This is a genomic window from Thermococcus henrietii, assembly GCF_900198835.1.
GTDB lineage: Archaea > Methanobacteriota_B > Thermococci > Thermococcales > Thermococcaceae > Thermococcus > Thermococcus henrietii.
In genome coordinates this window covers 1,962,572-1,978,217 of record NZ_LT900021.1, presented here as the reverse complement: position 1 = coordinate 1,978,217, position 15,646 = coordinate 1,962,572, and the positions used below count along the sequence as shown (strand labels likewise).

19 protein-coding genes are annotated in these 15,646 nt (G+C 58.6%); 2 read left to right on the top strand and 17 right to left on the bottom strand.

The genetic code is table 11. The features are described 5' to 3' along the window. Positions 1-2 precede the first annotated feature (2 nt). The 12 genes from CS910_RS10730 to CS910_RS10675 form a co-directional block, all read right to left on the bottom strand. On the bottom strand, positions 3-824 hold the full coding sequence (locus CS910_RS10730) for a shikimate kinase (protein WP_099211941.1): 822 nt from the start codon (positions 822-824) through the stop codon (positions 3-5). After that, positions 799-1,617, bottom strand: a complete 819-nt coding sequence (locus CS910_RS10725) for a shikimate dehydrogenase (protein ID WP_099211939.1) — start codon at positions 1,615-1,617, stop codon at positions 799-801. The genes CS910_RS10730 and CS910_RS10725 overlap by 26 nt, the downstream gene beginning before the upstream one ends. Further along, positions 1,607-2,248 carry a 3-dehydroquinate dehydratase gene (locus CS910_RS10720; RefSeq protein WP_099211937.1) on the bottom strand — a complete coding sequence of 214 codons (642 nt, stop codon included), beginning with the start codon at positions 2,246-2,248 and terminating at the stop codon, positions 1,607-1,609. The genes CS910_RS10725 and CS910_RS10720 overlap by 11 nt, the downstream gene beginning before the upstream one ends. Next, a complete protein-coding gene (gene aroB, locus CS910_RS10715; protein WP_099211935.1) occupies positions 2,245-3,228 on the bottom strand; it encodes a 3-dehydroquinate synthase in 984 nt (327 codons plus the stop codon). The genes CS910_RS10720 and aroB overlap by 4 nt, the downstream gene beginning before the upstream one ends. Then, a complete protein-coding gene (gene aroF, locus CS910_RS10710; RefSeq protein WP_099211933.1) occupies positions 3,216-4,004 on the bottom strand; it encodes a 3-deoxy-7-phosphoheptulonate synthase in 789 nt (262 codons plus the stop codon). The genes aroB and aroF overlap by 13 nt, the downstream gene beginning before the upstream one ends. Beyond that, entirely contained in the window at positions 4,005-4,922 is a 918-nt protein-coding gene (locus CS910_RS10705; RefSeq protein ID WP_099211931.1) for a transketolase family protein, read from the bottom strand. After that, entirely contained in the window at positions 4,919-5,575 is a 657-nt protein-coding gene (locus CS910_RS10700; protein WP_099211929.1) for a thiamine pyrophosphate-dependent enzyme, read from the bottom strand. Before CS910_RS10700 ends, CS910_RS10705 begins: the two co-directional genes overlap by 4 nt. Beyond that, positions 5,568-5,882 carry a hypothetical protein gene (locus tag CS910_RS10695; RefSeq protein WP_099211927.1) on the bottom strand — a complete coding sequence of 105 codons (315 nt, stop codon included), beginning with the start codon at positions 5,880-5,882 and terminating at the stop codon, positions 5,568-5,570. The genes CS910_RS10700 and CS910_RS10695 overlap by 8 nt, the downstream gene beginning before the upstream one ends. Positions 5,883-6,291: 409 nt before the next feature. Further along, positions 6,292-6,555, bottom strand: a complete 264-nt coding sequence (locus CS910_RS10690; protein ID WP_223211981.1) for a hypothetical protein — start codon at positions 6,553-6,555, stop codon at positions 6,292-6,294. Between the two features lie 209 nt (positions 6,556-6,764). Continuing rightward, the gene (locus CS910_RS10685) at positions 6,765-7,925 is read right to left on the bottom strand and encodes an aminotransferase-like domain-containing protein (protein ID WP_099211925.1); all 1,161 of its coding nucleotides are present in this window, start codon (positions 7,923-7,925) and stop codon (positions 6,765-6,767) included. A gap of 109 nt (positions 7,926-8,034) precedes the next feature. Next, positions 8,035-8,598, bottom strand: coding sequence for a nitroreductase family protein (locus CS910_RS10680; RefSeq protein ID WP_099211923.1), 564 nt, complete (start codon positions 8,596-8,598; stop codon positions 8,035-8,037). A gap of 98 nt (positions 8,599-8,696) precedes the next feature. Continuing rightward, positions 8,697-9,545, bottom strand: a complete 849-nt coding sequence (locus CS910_RS10675) for a hypothetical protein (protein WP_145955414.1) — start codon at positions 9,543-9,545, stop codon at positions 8,697-8,699. A gap of 134 nt (positions 9,546-9,679) precedes the next feature. Here CS910_RS10675 and CS910_RS10670 point away from each other — a divergent pair, with 134 nt between their 5' ends. After that, positions 9,680-10,507 (top strand): hypothetical protein, encoded by an 828-nt coding sequence (locus tag CS910_RS10670; RefSeq protein ID WP_223211961.1) that lies wholly within the window; start codon positions 9,680-9,682, stop codon positions 10,505-10,507. Here CS910_RS10670 and CS910_RS10665 read toward each other — a convergent pair. Continuing rightward, positions 10,504-11,253, bottom strand: coding sequence for an MBL fold metallo-hydrolase (locus tag CS910_RS10665; RefSeq protein WP_099211919.1), 750 nt, complete (start codon positions 11,251-11,253; stop codon positions 10,504-10,506). The genes CS910_RS10670 and CS910_RS10665 overlap by 4 nt on opposite strands. A gap of 74 nt (positions 11,254-11,327) precedes the next feature. Here CS910_RS10665 and CS910_RS10660 point away from each other — a divergent pair, with 74 nt between their 5' ends. Further along, positions 11,328-11,789: a Mut7-C RNAse domain-containing protein gene (locus CS910_RS10660; RefSeq protein WP_099211917.1), complete on the top strand. Its 462-nt coding sequence runs from the start codon at positions 11,328-11,330 to the stop codon at positions 11,787-11,789. On the opposite strand, the gene CS910_RS10655 is transcribed toward CS910_RS10660, so the two are convergent. From CS910_RS10655 to CS910_RS10640, 4 genes are read right to left on the bottom strand one after another with little or no spacing between them, the layout of a single operon-like run. Continuing rightward, a complete protein-coding gene (locus tag CS910_RS10655; RefSeq protein ID WP_042690774.1) occupies positions 11,783-12,772 on the bottom strand; it encodes an ABC transporter ATP-binding protein in 990 nt (329 codons plus the stop codon). The two genes, CS910_RS10660 and CS910_RS10655, sit on opposite strands and share 7 nt — an antisense overlap. Continuing rightward, positions 12,765-13,724, bottom strand: a complete 960-nt coding sequence (locus CS910_RS10650; RefSeq protein ID WP_173866288.1) for an ABC transporter ATP-binding protein — start codon at positions 13,722-13,724, stop codon at positions 12,765-12,767. The genes CS910_RS10655 and CS910_RS10650 overlap by 8 nt, the downstream gene beginning before the upstream one ends. 5 nt (positions 13,725-13,729) lie before the next feature. Continuing rightward, positions 13,730-14,578, bottom strand: coding sequence for an ABC transporter permease (locus tag CS910_RS10645; RefSeq protein ID WP_099211913.1), 849 nt, complete (start codon positions 14,576-14,578; stop codon positions 13,730-13,732). A 10-nt stretch (positions 14,579-14,588) separates the two neighbouring features. Continuing rightward, complete coding sequence (locus CS910_RS10640) at positions 14,589-15,611, bottom strand: ABC transporter permease (RefSeq protein ID WP_099211911.1); 1,023 nt, start codon at positions 15,609-15,611, stop codon at positions 14,589-14,591. Between the last annotated feature and the right edge of the window lie 35 nt (positions 15,612-15,646).

Sequence of the window (15,646 nt, the reverse complement as noted above, 5' to 3'; positions counted from 1 at the left end):
TATCACCTCAGGCTCGTTATCTCCACCCTCCCGAACCGCCCCCACTCCTCCGAGAGGGTCTCCGGCTCATCGGTCAGGGCGAAGAAAGCGGGCCCCTTCCCGCTGAGCCCGGCAACCGCTCCAAGCCGCAGGGCGGTCCCGATGGGTTCCGTGGGGTGGCCGAGAAAGACCGAGTACACCAGCCCGTTGATCACGAGGGCCCTCCTCCACTCGCCCCGGGCGGCTATCTCGAAGGCCTTCCCGATGTAGGGGGCTATGGACGAGAAGTCCAGGCCGGAGAGGTCAGCGGTCATCAGGGTCTCCTCGGGTATCAGGAGGACGACGGGCTCTGGTTCAACTTCCTCCCGCTTAATCAGCTCGTCCCTCGCGTTGTCGGTCAGGCAGAGGCCCCCGAGAAGGGAGGCTGACGCGTCGTCAAAGGCCCCGGTGATTGTGACCCCCGCGAGCCTCGCCGCCTTCACCCCGAGCCTCACGGCTTCAACTGGCTCGATCTCGATTCCGAGGGCATCGCAGAGCGCCAGAACGAGGGCGTTTGCAGCGGCGGAGCTGCTCTTGAGGCCCTTTCCGACGGGGATTTCGGAGCTGATCTCGAACTCGATCCCGAAGTCCTCCCCGGTCTCACGTCTCACCACGTCAACGACCGCCTCAACGAGCCGTGTGTCCCCGTAGCTCTCCCCTCTAACGGTTATGCTCCCAGATATCCCCCCGTCCGTGAGCCTCACCCTCGCCTCGGTCCAGAGGTCTATCCCAACGGCCGCGCCCTTTCCGGTGGCGAAGGCGTTAACAACTGTGACGGCGCTACCAGCCCTTCCGTAGCCCCTCAAGGGCGGCCCCCCTCATCAGCTCTGGATCCACCTTTTTTCCTGTCCACAGCCGGAAGCTCTCGGCGCCCTGGTGCACGAGCATCCAGAGGCCGTCGACCGTTACGCAGCCCCTCTCGGCCGCCTCCCGCAGGAGCCTCGTCCGCAGGGGTTTGTAGACTACGTCCATGACCACCAGCCCCTCCCTCAGGAGGTCCGCCGGAACCGGGCTCTCGTCGGAGTTCATGCCGACGGACGTGGCGTTGATGAGGATGTCGGCCTCTCTGATGTAGCGCCTCAGGTTGTCGGCCGTCAGGGCATCCCCAATGACGCCGAAGCGCTCGAGGGCCCTGGCCTTCCCGGGGGTCCTGTTGAGGACAACAACGTTGGACGTCTTCGAGAGCTCGTAGGCTATGGCCCTCCCGGCTCCTCCCGCACCGAGCACGAGGACGTCCTTCCCCTCCAGCCGCGTCACCATCTCGAGGGCCCGCCTCGCGCCGATACCGTCCGTGTTGTAGCCGAGCAGCTCGCCCTCGTTGACTATGGTGTTCACGCTCCCTATCTCCTCCGCGTCTCCAGAGAGCCCGTCGATGTGCTCCATTACGGCCGTCTTGTGCGGCATCGTGACGTTCAGGCCCTTCACCCCCAGCCCCCTGACGCCATCAACTGCCATTCCGAGCCGCTCGGGGGGGACCTCGAAGGCGAGGTAGACAGCGTTTATCCCGAGCTCCCTGAATGCTGCGTTGTGCATCGCCGGACTGAGGGAGTGCCTGACAGGGAACCCGATTACGCCGTATAGTCTTGTCTCAGCGTCCATTCAGCATCACCAGGAGCCTCTCGAGCTCCTCCACGCTCATCTGGCCGGGCGCCGCGGAGCCGTCGATGGAGGCGTAGGTGAACGGGGCGAGCAGCGCGCTGAACAGCCGGGATATCCTCCCGAGAGGCCCCATGCAGAAGGCCACCAGGTTGTCGGCCTGCTCATAAAGCCTCAGAACCCTCACGTTGTCCCTGAGCTCCCTCGCCGTGGGAACTATCTTTATCACGTCAGGGTCCATCTCCTCCATGTCGTCGAGGACCCCTATCAGCCCCCCGAAGGTGGGGGTCTTTTCAAAGTCGTGGTGGGAGAGGATGACGCCCACCTTTTTCCTCCTCGCCTCCTCAATGACCTCGCCCGCTATCCCGGAGTAAACTTCGACGTCAACGTACCTCGGTCCCAGCTCCATCGCCCTTCTGTAAAGCTCGAGCCTCTCCTCCTCGGGGATCCTTCTGTATCCCCCCTCCTCGGCCCGCCTGACCGTGAGGATCAGCCGCTCCGCATAGGGCTTGAGCGGGGAGAGGTCGAAGGATTCGAAGTGGTCGAGCCTGACCTCGTAGAGGTCGGCTCTGCTTCCCTCTATCTTTGCTGCCGCTTCCCTGGCGTCTCTGGCCAGCACAACACCCGCTATCATCTCACCGCCTCCAGGGCCCTCCTCACAACGTCCTCTTCCACTTCCTCAACGGTTACCTCGCCGATGTCAACCGGGACGACGAAGGTCAGCTTTCCGTACCACGACTTCTTGTCGAGCCGCATCTCCCTCAGCACTTCGTCCGGTTCGAATGGGAGCCTCGTGGGCAGTCCGAACTTCTCGAGGAGCTCCCCCACCTTCCCGGGGTCGAAGCCGTACATGGTTTCGCCGACCTTCGCCGCCACCATCAGGCCTATCGAGACCGCGAAGCCGTGCTTTATCGTGTAGTTTGAGAGCTTCTCTATGGCGTGGGCAGTGGTGTGCCCGAGGTTCAGGACGCGCCTCTTACCGCCCTCCCTCAGGTCCTCCTCAACGACCCTCAGCTTAACCCCGGCGCAGGCCCTCACGAGCTCCGGGTTGACGTCATCCACGGAGTCGAGCCTTTTCAGGAGGGAATGGACGTTGCCGTCGAGGACGCCGTACTTGACCACCTCGGCCATCCCGTTCAGGAGTTCCTCCCTCGGGAGGGTGGAGAGCGTTTCGTGGGCTATCAGCACGAAGTCCGGGAGGTAAAACGTGCCGATCATGTTCTTGCCGTTGAAGTTGACGCCGGTCTTTCCGCCTATGGCGGCGTCCACCTGGGCCAGGAGCGTGGTCGGCACGAGGCCGAGCATCGTTCCGCGCATGTACGTTGACGCCACAAAGCCCGCTATGTCTGTGATGACACCTCCGCCGAGGCCTATTAGGAGGGACTTCCGCGTGAAGCCCAGCCCCTGCAGCCTCGCCCAGATCTCCTTCACCGTTTCGATGTTCTTGTGCTCCTCGCCGTCTGGAATGACTATTGTCTCCGCGTCAATCCCCTCCAGCTTTCCGAGCCACAGCCTCTCAACTGTCGTGTTGGTCAGCACGACGGTCCTGTACGGGGAAAGCTCGGAAACGAGGGAAGAAAGGTCGGAGAGGGTCCCGAACTTCACCCCTTCCATCCGAGGCCCTCCAGCTCCTCGAGGAGTTTGGCGAAGCCGTCAAAGGTTAGCTGCTGGGCCGAGTCCGAGACGGCCTTTTCCGGCTCGGGGTGAACCTCGACGATGATGCCGTCTGCCCCAACGGCGTAGGCCGCCTTAGCCAGCGGGATGACGAGGCTCCTCCTCCCGGCGGGATGTGATGGGTCGACGACGATCGGGAGGTGGGTGAGCTCCTTGGCAACCGGCACCGCCGAGATGTCGAGGGTGAAGCGCGTTGAGGTCTCGAACGTCCTTATGCCGCGCTCGCAGAGGATCACGTTCTCGTTGCCCTCGCTCATTATGTACTCTGCCGAGTAGAGGAGCTCCTGAACCGTGTTGCCCATGCCCCTCTTGAGCAGCACGGGATTGTCTATCCTCCCGACCTCCTTGAGGAGCTCGAAGTTCTGGGCGTTCCTTGCGCCGATCTGGACTATGTCCGAGTACTCCGCGACGAGGGGAACCTGCCTGGTGTCCATTACCTCCGTCACCGTCACGAGCCCGTACTCGTCGGCGGCCTTCCTCATCCATTTGAGGGCCTTCTCGCCGTGGCCCTGGAAGGAGTAGGGGCTCGTCCTGGGTTTGAAGGCGCCGCCCCTCAGAACCTTCACGCCCATCTCCGCGAGGAAGCCGGCCACCTTCGTTATCATCTCCTCGCTCTCGACGGCGCAGGGGCCGGCCATTATCGTGAAGCCATCACCTATTTTAACGTCCCCAACCTTCACCACGGTTTTATCCCTGTACTCCCTGCTGTACTTCACTCAGACCACCCCTTCAATCCTTTTCACCACGGACTCGGTCGTGAGGCCGTAGCGCCTCAGCAGGGAGAAGTAGTCCCTGCTCGACCTTCCGAACTCGGTCGTGCCTATCCTAACCACCCTCCTCGAGAGCTTCTCCGAGAGCACCTCCGCAACGGCCCCCCCGAGGCCGCCGTAGACGCTGTGCTCCTCCATCGTGATGACGGTACCGACCTTCCTCGCCATCCTGAGGAGGGTTCTCTCGTCGAGGGGCTTCACCGTGTGCATGTCTATCACCCCTGCCTCGACGTTCCTCCCCTCCAGCGCTTTGGCAACCTCCAGCGCCACCGAAACCATCACGCCGTTTGCTACTATGAGGACGTCGCTCCCCTCCCTGAGGACGCTCGCCCTCCCGAGTTCCAGCTCGGGGTTTTCGTAGACCCTCACCGCGTGGTCCCTGCCGAGCCTCATGTAAACTGGCCCCTCGTGCTCTATAACCTGCTTGAGCAGGACGGGAACGGATGGAGCGTCCGCGGGCACGACAACCGTCATGTTCGGCAGCACGCGCATCAGGGCTATGTCCTCGAGGCACTGGTGGGAGGAGCCGTCCATGTGGTCGGAAAAGCCCGAGTGCGTCGGTATGAGTTTGACGTTGAGGTTGTCTCTCGCCACGGTGTTCCTTATCTGCTCCCAAGCCCTCATGAGGAAGGCTGCGAAGGCTGAAACCACTGGAACCTTTCCCGCTATCGCGAGACCTGCCGCCGTTGACACCATGTCCTGCTCGCTTATCCCGACCTGAATAAAGCGTTCGGGAAAGGCCCTCTCGAAGTATATCGTCTTCGTGGAGCTCTTGACGTCTGCATCCAGCACCACGAGCCTTTCGTTCTCTTTCCCGAGCTCGACCAGTGCCCTTCCAAAGGCCTCTCTGAAGCTCTCTATCACCCCTCCCACCTCACGATTATGACCTTTGGCCTGCCCTTTATGCTCTCCGCGTAGTCGAGCGCCTCCGCTATCGCGTCCTCCCTGTTCGGGACCTCAATGACCACCCATCCGAAGGCCCGCCACTTCTCAGCGATGGGCTCCTTGTTGAGAATCTCCTCCGTCTTCCCCGTGAGTTGGAAATAGTTCCTGTCAACGATTGCTATGACACTGTCAAGCTTGTGGTGTGCGGCAGTCATCGCGGCCTCCCAGACCTGTCCTTCGTCGAGCTCTCCATCTCCAAGGATGACGTATATCCTGCCCTCCTCTCCGTCCATGCGCTTCGCGAGGGCTATCCCGTTGGCCACCGAAAGCCCCTGGCCGAGGGAGCCGCTGGAGACCTCTATGAACGGCAGCCCACGCATGACGTGGCTCGGCAGGCCATCAATGTCCGCGAAGCTGTAGAGCTCCTCGTCACTCAGCAGACCCATCTCATGGAGCATCACGTAGAACGCGGGAGCTGAGTGTCCCTTGCTCAGTATAACGATGTCCTCCGGTTTCTTTCTCCTGAGAACCGCGGCTAGTATATCCAGGCAGGTCTCGGAGGAGTCAAGGTGGAAGTTGTTAACCCCCCCGAGCATGGCCCTAAGCTTGGTTTCCCTCATGGCCTCACTCATTTTTACTCACCTCTAGAATGCTGAGAACAAGCATTCCGTGCTCGGTAAGTCTAACGGGCCTCGGGTTGCTTTTCGTGCCGTAGTCAATTAATCCCAGCTCCTTGAGTATCCTTGCGTTCAGCTTCAGGGTGGAGAGGGGCCTGTTTTCGCGCCTGCTGAGCTCCTCAAGAAGGGAGTTGAGGGAACGGTGTTTGCCGTTGATGCTCCTCAGTATTAGCCTCTGGTTCTCGTTCAAAGCCCTCAGAATCAGCTTTCTTATCACTTCGTCCCCATCAGGACCCATCAATATTGGTGAGGCATTATCCATTGGCGGGACATCACCGATCACCGAAACTGAGGAGTAGGGAAGCTTATTTAAATCCTTCGACAGGTTGGGCTGTCCATTGGCCTCTAAAAGGCACGAGACTGTCAATTTATTCAAAAACCGCCCAAAATTCTTCAGTTTCTAGTCATTATGACAAACAAATGTCCAAAAACGTTATCTGGTGATGTAAAATGCACGCCGGTGATATGGTAGGGAGTATCGGTGAAGCCGTTGCAAGGGCCCTGAGTGAGGTGGGGCACGAGGTCATAGCGACGCGTAGAAACATCGAAAAGGCGGTGGTTTGAGGATTTAAAGGGCTGGGTCCCTAACGACGGCCGAGACGTGCAGGTCCGCCTTGTGGGTGAACGCGTTTTCACCGACTATCGGCCAGTTCGGCTGGTTCTCACGCCGGTTATCTCCTCCACAAGCCTGCTGAGGGGGGGTAGAGCTTCTCGACCCCGTAGTGGTAGTGGAGAACCCCTAAGAGCTGCGCGAGGTCAACTATTCTGGCCCTCTCCCCGATACCGTTCACGGTCGCATCGACGAGGGTCGCGCCGGCCTCTATAAAATCAACGCCGACCTCGTCGAGGGCAACCCCTATCCTCAGTCTGTTCTCATGCGAAAAGTTCACTCCCTGTGTCTGCTCCCCTTCCCTCAGCGTTGAGTTGAGCACCATTATTTTCACGCTTAATAGGCATCACCCACCACTCATCACCGCGGGTGTTATATAAATTTCTCGATGATTTGCCTTGTTTATCGAATAAATTTTTGAAACTAAGAAATTTCGAAAATATCTCTTCAGTTTATTGCCAATTTTCCGAATAATTCTGGAGGGATGTAAAAAAGCGGGGGCGGGTAAAGGACGACCTTTCCAAATAGGGAGGTTCAGGAGAGGAGCCCGGCGAGAAGCTTTACGCCCTCATGTATCCTGTCAATCTGCTCAAACGTGAAGTTCAGGCGCATCTCGTCCCCCCTCGGGTCGAGGGCGTAGAACGCACTCCCCGGGACGTATGCCACTCCCCGCTTTACCGCCTCCTCGAGGAGCTCGTCCGTGTTCTTCCCCGTCCTCAGCCACACGAACATCCCGCCCTCGGGCTCCGTCCACTCGACGTTTTCAGGCATGAACTCCTCGAGCGCCTCAAGCATCGCCTCCATCTTGGGCCCGTAGGCCTCCCTCAGTCTCTCTATCTGCCGCTCGAGGAGGCCCTTCTTCATGAAGAGGAGCGTCACGTACTGGCCGAAGCTGTTAGTGCAAACGTCGGCGGTCTGCTTGGCCACTTCGAGGCGCTCCATGAGCTCTTCCGGCGCGTTCAGCCACGCTATCCTGAAGCCGGGCACGAAGACCTTGGAAAAGCTCCCAAGGTAGACGGTCCTGTCGGGCACAAATGCCCTGACGGCTTTGACGGCCTTTCCTCTGTATCTCAGCTCACCGTAGGGGTTGTCCTCCACGATGAGGAAGTCGTAAGCTTCGGCGAGCTCGGCAAGGGCCTTTCTGCGCTCCTCGCTCATCGTAACCCCGGCAGGGTTCTGGAACGTCGGCACCGTGTAGAGGAGCCTAACGGTTTTTCCTTCGGCCTTCAGCCTTCTCAGCAGGTCTTCGAGCCTTTCAACGTCAATCCCCTCCCCGTCGAGCGGCACCTGCTGGAAGGCCGGCTCGTAAATCTGGAACGTGTTGAGGGCCACGAAGTAGGTCGGCGCCTCAACTATAACCACGTCGCCCGGGTTCACGAAGGCCCTCGCAACGGCGTCAATCCCCTGCTGGGAGCCGTGGGTCACCATGATTTCACCCGCGGAGGTTCTGACGCCCCATCTCTCCATGTAGCGCGCTATCTCGTCCCTGAGCTCCTTCAGCCCGAGGGCGGAGCCGTACTGGAAGGCGAGGGGATTTTCACTCGCCTCTGCCACGAGCTCCCTCAGCTCCCCCATTGGGAACAGCTCCGCGCTCGGCACTCCACCTGCGAAGGATATGACCTCCCCGCTGCTTACAAGCGACAGAACCCTCCTGAGGGCGCTCGTATCAACATTTTGAATTCTCCGTGAGAACATAGCATCACCTAAAACCCGAATTTATACCTTAAAATGATAAACCTTTTCGGTATTCCTCTGTCGTTTTGACAAACTACTGTCGGAATCGCGTGAAAAATTAGTCAAAACATCAGAACTCGTTGAAACTCACGACCTCCTCAAGCTTCTTCCTCCCGTACTTCGGCTTCGGGTCCGCTGGGTAGCCGACGGGCAGAATCGTCTGGAGCTTGTAATCCTGCGGGACGTTCAGGAGCTCCTCGACCGGCTTCGGATTTGGTGGAGTGTATGCTACGGTTCCGAGGCCAAGCTCTTCGAGCGCGAGGAGTAGGTACCCGACGGCAATCCACGTCGATTGGGGCCAGTACGGTGCCTTGGTGTGACCGAAGACGAGAATCAGATAGGGCGCCTCGCTCAGGAACGGCTTCTCCGGTTTGAAGCCCTTGGCGTTGAGCCATGCCATCAGGTCGCCCTTCGTCCTTGAGTAGAACTTCTCCTCTTCTCTCTCGCAGAGCTCCCGTATTTTTCCCTTCAGCCAGTCGTCGTCAATAACAACAAACCTCCAGGGCTGGGCGTTCATTCCGCTCGGCGCTTCCTTTGCAGCCTTTAGGGCCTTTAGGATGTCCTCCCTCGGCGGTTTATCTGGGAGAAAACTCCTCACGGTCTTCCTTCGCCTCGCCAGCTCAAAGACTCGCATGGCACCACCGGGATAAAATAGGGGTCGGCAGTTTTAGGGGTTTGGGTGTCCTGAGGGAATTCAATTCGAGGTGCCTTCCCCTCGGCCTCATCGGGGTTTTAATCGGCCTTCACTACCCGAACTCTCCGTCTCCCAGCGATACTCCTCAGCCGCAGGTAGAGCACCGCTAGGGGATAGAGAGGTTTTGGAACGGCGTAAAAGATAACACCCTCCGGAGTCCTCCGAGAGATGAGCTTGTAAAACCTCGGGTCGAGCCCCTTTGCTCGCAGGAGCTCCTTTTCGTACTTCAGGTGAACCTCGATGACGGTATCGAGGGCCCTCTCCGAGGCCTCGTGGCGTTTCCTCAGGGTCTCAACGAACTCCTCGCATGTTTCCGCGTTCTCGTCTTCGAAGAGAAAGTCCTCGAATACGAGCCGCCTCTCCCGCCATCTTATCCTTCTGCAGAGCTCTAGCATCATGTCGTAGTATTCGAGGTCGTGAACCCTGTAGAGAACCCTTGAGAGCATGTAAGTTCTCCAGGAGCGTCCCCTAACTCGAAGGGCCCATCCGAACGCTTCAGAGAGAACCTTCCTCCTCTCTTCTTCGCCATCCAGACAGTCCAAAACTTTCAGCAGGACTTCGACCTTCTTCTCCGGTTCTGGAATGAGGTGAACTCTCCTCCACACTCTGCGGGCGCGCTCGGGTGTGCACTCCACCAGGTATTCCTCAAAAATCCGCTCGAGTCCCCATGAAATGTCATCGGGGGCATCGATGAGTGATAGAACCGTATTGACGGCCCTTTCAAGCCCATCCCTCTGAAGGAAAGCGAGTGCAAGCTCCACAACGTTATGGGTGTAGTTGAGCAGCTTCATTTCGTCAAGTCCCGCTCGGTTCACGCTCCGGAGCATTGTCTCCGCATCTTCGAGCCTTCCTGCGGTTATAAGCTCCCCAACCCCCATCCTCGTCACCCGGATTTTGTGATTCCCCGTAGTACTTTAAAAAGTGTTATTCGCACATAGCTCTGCGGTAGTTAATAATCTTTTGGTCGTGGTGTAAAGTCAGCGACCGCAAGCCCTTTATTCTCCCACCCCAATTGCCTTTGATGACCCGGAAGCTCGCTCTGCTCGCGCTCTTATTCATCCTCCTCGTTGCCATCCCCCTAATCGAGCCCCCAGCCCGAGCTCCTACTCCCGATGCCTCCGCGATGAGGGCCTTCCTCCAGTCCCAGTACGTCCCCGAAGCGGGCCTCCTGAGGGCTTCAGTAACCTCATATCCGGACAACGAGACGATATGGCTCGCAAACGACAACATTCTGGCCGTTAGGGCACTGAAACTCCTCAACTCAACTCTCTGGAGGAACGTGAGCCGTTCACTCGCGGCCTACTGCGTCTCCTACAACGGCAGGGTTGACCCCCTCCTCGGCAGACCGCTCAACGGCTTTTACTGCCCCGAGGTCAGAACCCTTGGAAAGGTCTACTCCTGGAAGTTCAACGCGACCTTCACGCTGAAGCTCGAAACCGCGAACCACTCGTGCGTTATGCGTGACTGGCGCTCCTACGCCGATTTGGTCGTTTACGGTGCTCTGAGCGACCTCCTCTGGGGAAACCGGAGTGGGGCCCTTCGCCTCTACTCCCGTCTGCTCTCCATGTGGGACGGCAGCGGTTTCAGGGACAGGGCCTTCTCCGGCGTCTACCAGTCCTACAAGTGCGCCCTCTTCGTCTACCTCTACCGTGCCCTTGGAGAGCCGGGGGAGGGAAGAAGCGTTTACCTATCCTGCTCCCGGATTCTGACGGCGCTCCAGTCGAAGGACGGCGGGATTGTGACGGGCTATGAGGTCAAAGATGGGAGGATAATTCCCGTCGGAGACCCGAACACCGAGACGACTTCCATGACGGCGATAGCCTTTCTCGGGGTTCCGGAGGGTGACTAAACGTAGAACACCATGCCGTCGTATGCGACGAGAACTTTGTTTCCCCACCTCTTCCGCACGTAGTCGGTCAGCTCAAGGAACGGCAGGTTCTTGTGAGAGATATGGCTCAGAACGGTTCTCTCAGCTAATCTAAGCCCGAGTTCGGCCGCTTCGTCAACGTTGTTGTGGTAGGGGTCGTCGAAGCCGGGTGGATAGGTGGCATCTACAATCGCCAGCCTGAGCGGGGCCCTCTCTTCCAAAAACTCCCACGTCTCCTCAGGAAGGCCCTTGGTGTCGTAGAGCAGAGCCACGCCCTTTCCGTCCTCCTCGATGAGGTAGCCGAGGGTTTCAACGCCGTGGTTGAGCTTTAACGCAGTAATCCTCAGCGTGTCGAGCTCGACCGTTTCGAAGGGCCTGAGCGTTCTCGGGCGGAGGTTCTTCGGGTCCTGCAGGATTAGCGCGTCGGCGCTCCCTTCCGGTGCATAAAGAACCGTTTTCCTCGCCATCCAGCGGAGCTTGTAGAGGCCGTAGATGTGGTCGTGGTGCCAGTGGGTCAGGAAGATGGCCTCAAGCGGGACGTTGAGGAAGTCCCTTATATCGGTCCCGACGTCGAAGAGAACGGCCTTCCTGTTGTCAGTAATTACCGCGAGCGTTGAGGGCTTCCTCTGGGCGAAGCCGAACTTTCTCGCCTCGTTGCAGGTCGAGCAGGTGCAGAGGTGAGCAGGAATTCCCTCGCTCCCCCCGGTGCCGATGAAGTAGACGAGCATAGCAATCACCGGTTTTATTTTATGGTCGTGAAATAGTGGCTGAGTTTATAAGGGTTCTCCCGTAACCCCTTCCGATGAAGTTCATCGCCGACATGATGCTCGGAAGGCTCGCCCGCTGGTTGCGCCTCTACGGCTACGATACGCTCTACGGAATCGAGGACGACGATGAGATAATCGAGGTTGCCCAGAAAGAGGGCAGGGTAGTCCTCACCAAGGACGTCGCTCTCGCCCGGAGAGCCGAAAGGCTCGGCGCCAAAGCTTTTCTCCTCCGCTCCAACTCGCTTGAGGGACAGGTTGAAGAACTGAAGCGCCTTGGCGTCCAGTTTGAGGAGCTCTTTCCAGCTAACGCGCGCTGTCCGAAGTGCAACGGGCCCATAAAAGCGGTTCCAAAGGAAGCCGTTAAGGGCAAGGTTCCACCGGGGGTCTACGAGGATTACAACGAATTCTACGTCTGTCAGAACTGTGGACAAATCTACTGGCCCGGAAAACAGTGGCGGGAGATGCTGAAAATGGATAAAAAGCTGAGGGGTCAGTGAAGCGGGTGGTGGCAGGCGACGAAGTGGTTGTGGCTAACCTCAACGAGCTCCGGCTCCTTGGTTCTGCACTCCTCGGTCGCGAACGGGCACCTCGGGTGGAACCGGCATCCGGGCGGAACGTCCACCGCGTTTGGGACCTCGCCTTTCACCCTGAACTTTCTGCCCTTCTTCCTGCGCGCTATCGAGGGAACGGCGTCTATGAGGGCCTTCGTGTATGGGTGAGCCGGGTTCTTCAGCACCTCGTCGGTCGGCCCAATCTCGACTATCTTCCCGAGGTACATCACAGCTATCCTGTCGGCTATGAGCTTTCCGACCGCTATGTCGTGGGTTATGAAGAGCTGGCTGAGGTTGTACTCCTCCCTGAAGGACTCAAGGAGCTCAAGGATTGAGGCGCGCATCGAGACGTCTATCATCGAGACCGCTTCATCGGCGACCACGAACTCGGGCTTGAGTATCATCGCCCTCGCTATGACGACGCGCTGCCTCTGGCCGCCGCTGAGGTGGTGCGGATAGCGCTCGTAGAACTCCTCCTCCGGGGTTAATCCGACGCGCTTGAGCATCTTCAGGGCCATCTCCTTGGCCTCTTCCTTCTCCGCGAGGCCGTGAACGAGGAGCGGGTGCGCTATGGCGTCGCCAATCTTCATCCTCGGGCTCAGGCTTGAGTATGGGTCTTGGAAGATAATCTGCATCCTCCGCCTGAAAGGCCTCAGCTCCTCCTGGCTCAGCTTCGTTATGTCGGTCCCATCAAAGATTACCCTCCCGTCTGTCGGCTCTATCAGCCTGAGCACCGTCCTCCCGGCGGTGGTTTTTCCGCAACCGCTTTCGCCGATGAGAGCCAAGACCTCTCCCCTCGCTATCTCGAAGCTTATTCCGTCAACGGCCTTCACGTACTTCGGTGGGACTTTCTTCAGTGACTCGATGAGGCTTCTCCTGACAGGGAAGTACTTTTTGAGGTTCTCGACTTTTAGGAGTGGCTCACTCATCCTTTGCACCCCCTGGGAAGTGGCAGGCGACGAAGTGATAGCGCTCGACCTCCCTCAGCTCCGGCTCCTCCGCGTCGCAGATGCCGGCTTTTGCGAGCGGGCATCTCGGGTGGAAGCGGCATCCCTTCGGCGGGTTCCTGAGGTCCGGCGGATAGCCTGGTATCGCCTTAACCGGCTTCTCGCTCCACAGGTCGGGAACCGCGTCTATGAGAGCTTTCGTATAGGGGTGAAGCGGGTTCTCAACTATCTGCTCAACCGTTCCGAGTTCAACGAGCTTGCCCGCGTACATCACCGCTATCCTATCGCTTCTCTCGACCGCGAGCGATATATCGTGGGTTACGAAGTAGATGCTCGTCCCCTCGGCCTTCATCTCGTCGAGTAAATCCATTATCGAGTCCTGGACGATGACGTCGAGGGCAGTCGTCGGCTCGTCCGCTATGAGAAGCTTTGGCCTGAAGGCCATCGCGATAGCTATGCTAACGCGCTGTCTCTGACCACCGGAGAGCTGGTGCGGGTAGTAATCGAGCCTGTCGGGAGGCAGATTAACTCTCTGGAGGAGCTCCTTGGCCCTCTCCCTCGCCTCGTCCTCGGGGACGCCGTGGACCGTCATGGCCTCAATCATCTGGTCGTCTATCGTCCGCAGGGGGTCGAGGCTCGTCATCGGGTCCTGGAAGACCATCGTCATCTCTTTTCCTCTGATTTGTCTCAGCTCCTCCTTGGAGAGCTTGAGTATGTCCTTCCCCTCGAAGATTACCTCTCCGGAGACAACCTTTCCCGGCGACGGAACGAGGTTCATGACGGCGTGGGCAACGGTTGACTTCCCGCTCCCGCTCTCGCCGACGAATGTTATCCACTCTCCCTCCTCGACGTTGAAGCTGACCCCTTCCGCCCCCTTGACGACTCCGGAGAGGGTATAGTAGTAAATGCTAAGGTTTCTGACCTCAAGGAGCATCCTCATCACCTCGTTCCAAGGGAGAGCCTCTCGTTGATGGCCTCTCCGATCATGGCAAAGCCCATCGCGAGGAGCATTATCATGACTCCCGGGAAGAAGGCCAGCCACCAGTAGCCGTCGAGCAGGAATGGCTGTCCAACGCGCAGGTCGTAGCCCCAGTCGGGCGTTGGTGGGGTTACAGAGAGCCCGAGGAAGCTCAGGCCTGCTTCCGTCAGTATGGCATCCGCTACGCTGAGAGTGAAGACGACGAGAACCGTCGGCAGGACGTTGGGGAGGATGTACTTTTTCATGGTCTCCCAGTCCTTGACGCCGAGGGCCCTTGCGGCCTCGACAAAGAGCTGGCCCTTAAGGCTGAGGGTCTGCCCACGAACCATTCTGAAGTACGTTGGCACGTAGACGAAGCTTATCGCGACGGCGGTGTTTATTGGACTGGGGCCGAGGACGACGGCGATGACTATGGCTAGGATGAGCGACGGGAAGGAGTAGATGCTGTCCATAATCATGCTGAGCGTCCTGTCTATCTTGCCTCCCCGGTAGCCAGAGAGCAGGCCGAGGGGGACGCCTATGGCGATTGAGAGCGTTGTCGCAACGGCGACGACGTAGAGGATTACGCGCGAGCCCCAGACTATCCTTGAAAAGACGTCCTGGCCGAGGTTGTTGGTGCCCATCGGATGCTTCCAGCTCGGGGGCTGGAATATGTCGGCGCTTATCTCAGTCGGGTTGTGGGGCGCTATCCAGGGCGCAAAAATCGCCATCAGGATTACGATGAGCACTATGGAGAAGCCGAATATGAAGAGACCCCTCCCGGGCTTCCTCTCGCGGAGGAGCTTGACGAACCCTTCGATGACCATCATCGTTACCACCTCAGTACTCCACCCTCGGGTCGAGGAGGGCGTAGATGACGTCGACGATGAGGCTGATTACGCCGACGAAGAAGGCGAACACTATCACCGCCCCCTGTATCGAGTTGTAGTCGCGGTAGCTTATCCTGTCCATTATGAACGTTCCCATCCCCGGCCAGTTGAAGGTCGTCTCGGTCAGAACGGCTCCGCCGAGGAGTATCGCGAACTGGAGGCCCATGAGCGTGACGACGGGAATGAAGGCGTTCTTGAGCGCGTAGAGCAGGACCTTTCTATCGGGGACGCCCCTCGCTTTGTAGGCCCTCACGAAGTCCTGACTGAGGACGTCAACGAGGTTGTTTCTCACGAGCCTCGTGTAGGCACCGCTGAGCACTATTCCGAGGGTGAGGCTCGGCAGAATCAGGTGTTCGAGCACGCTTCCGAGGGCCGTCCAGTTGCCCTGGATTATGCTGTCAAGGATGTAGAGGCCCGTTATCGGGTGGAACGACGTTATCGAGGGGTCAATCCTGCCCGAGGTCGGCAACCAGTGGAGCTTGACGCCGAAGAGGTACTGGAGCATCATGCCGAACCAGGGAATGAAGAGGGTGTAAGCCACTATGCTGTAGACCCTCATCGCGGTGTCGGTTTTTGTGCCCTTTCTGACCGCGCCGAGAACGCCTGTGGCTATTCCGAGGAGCACGCTGACTGTGAAGGCGAATATGGTCAGCTCTATCGTCGCGGGAAGGCGGAGCGCTATGTAGCTCGAAACGGGCTTGCCCATCGGGGAGGCGAGCGTAACGCCGAGGTCGCCGTGAAGCATCTTCCAGAGGTAGTCGAAGTACTGGACGTAGAGGGGCTTATCGAGACCGGCCAGGTGTTCGAGGTGCTTCAACTGCTCCGGTGGAATATTCTTCGTTCCGACGACCGCCAAAATCGGGTTTCCGGGAAGGATTCTCAGGAAAAAGAATACGATTGTGTAGAGAATGAGTATCATCGGGATTATCATTAAAGCCCTGATAAGGATGTACCTGCCGAGTCCCCTTGCCATTCTATCACCTCACCAAAGTGGGAAAAGAAAAGGAA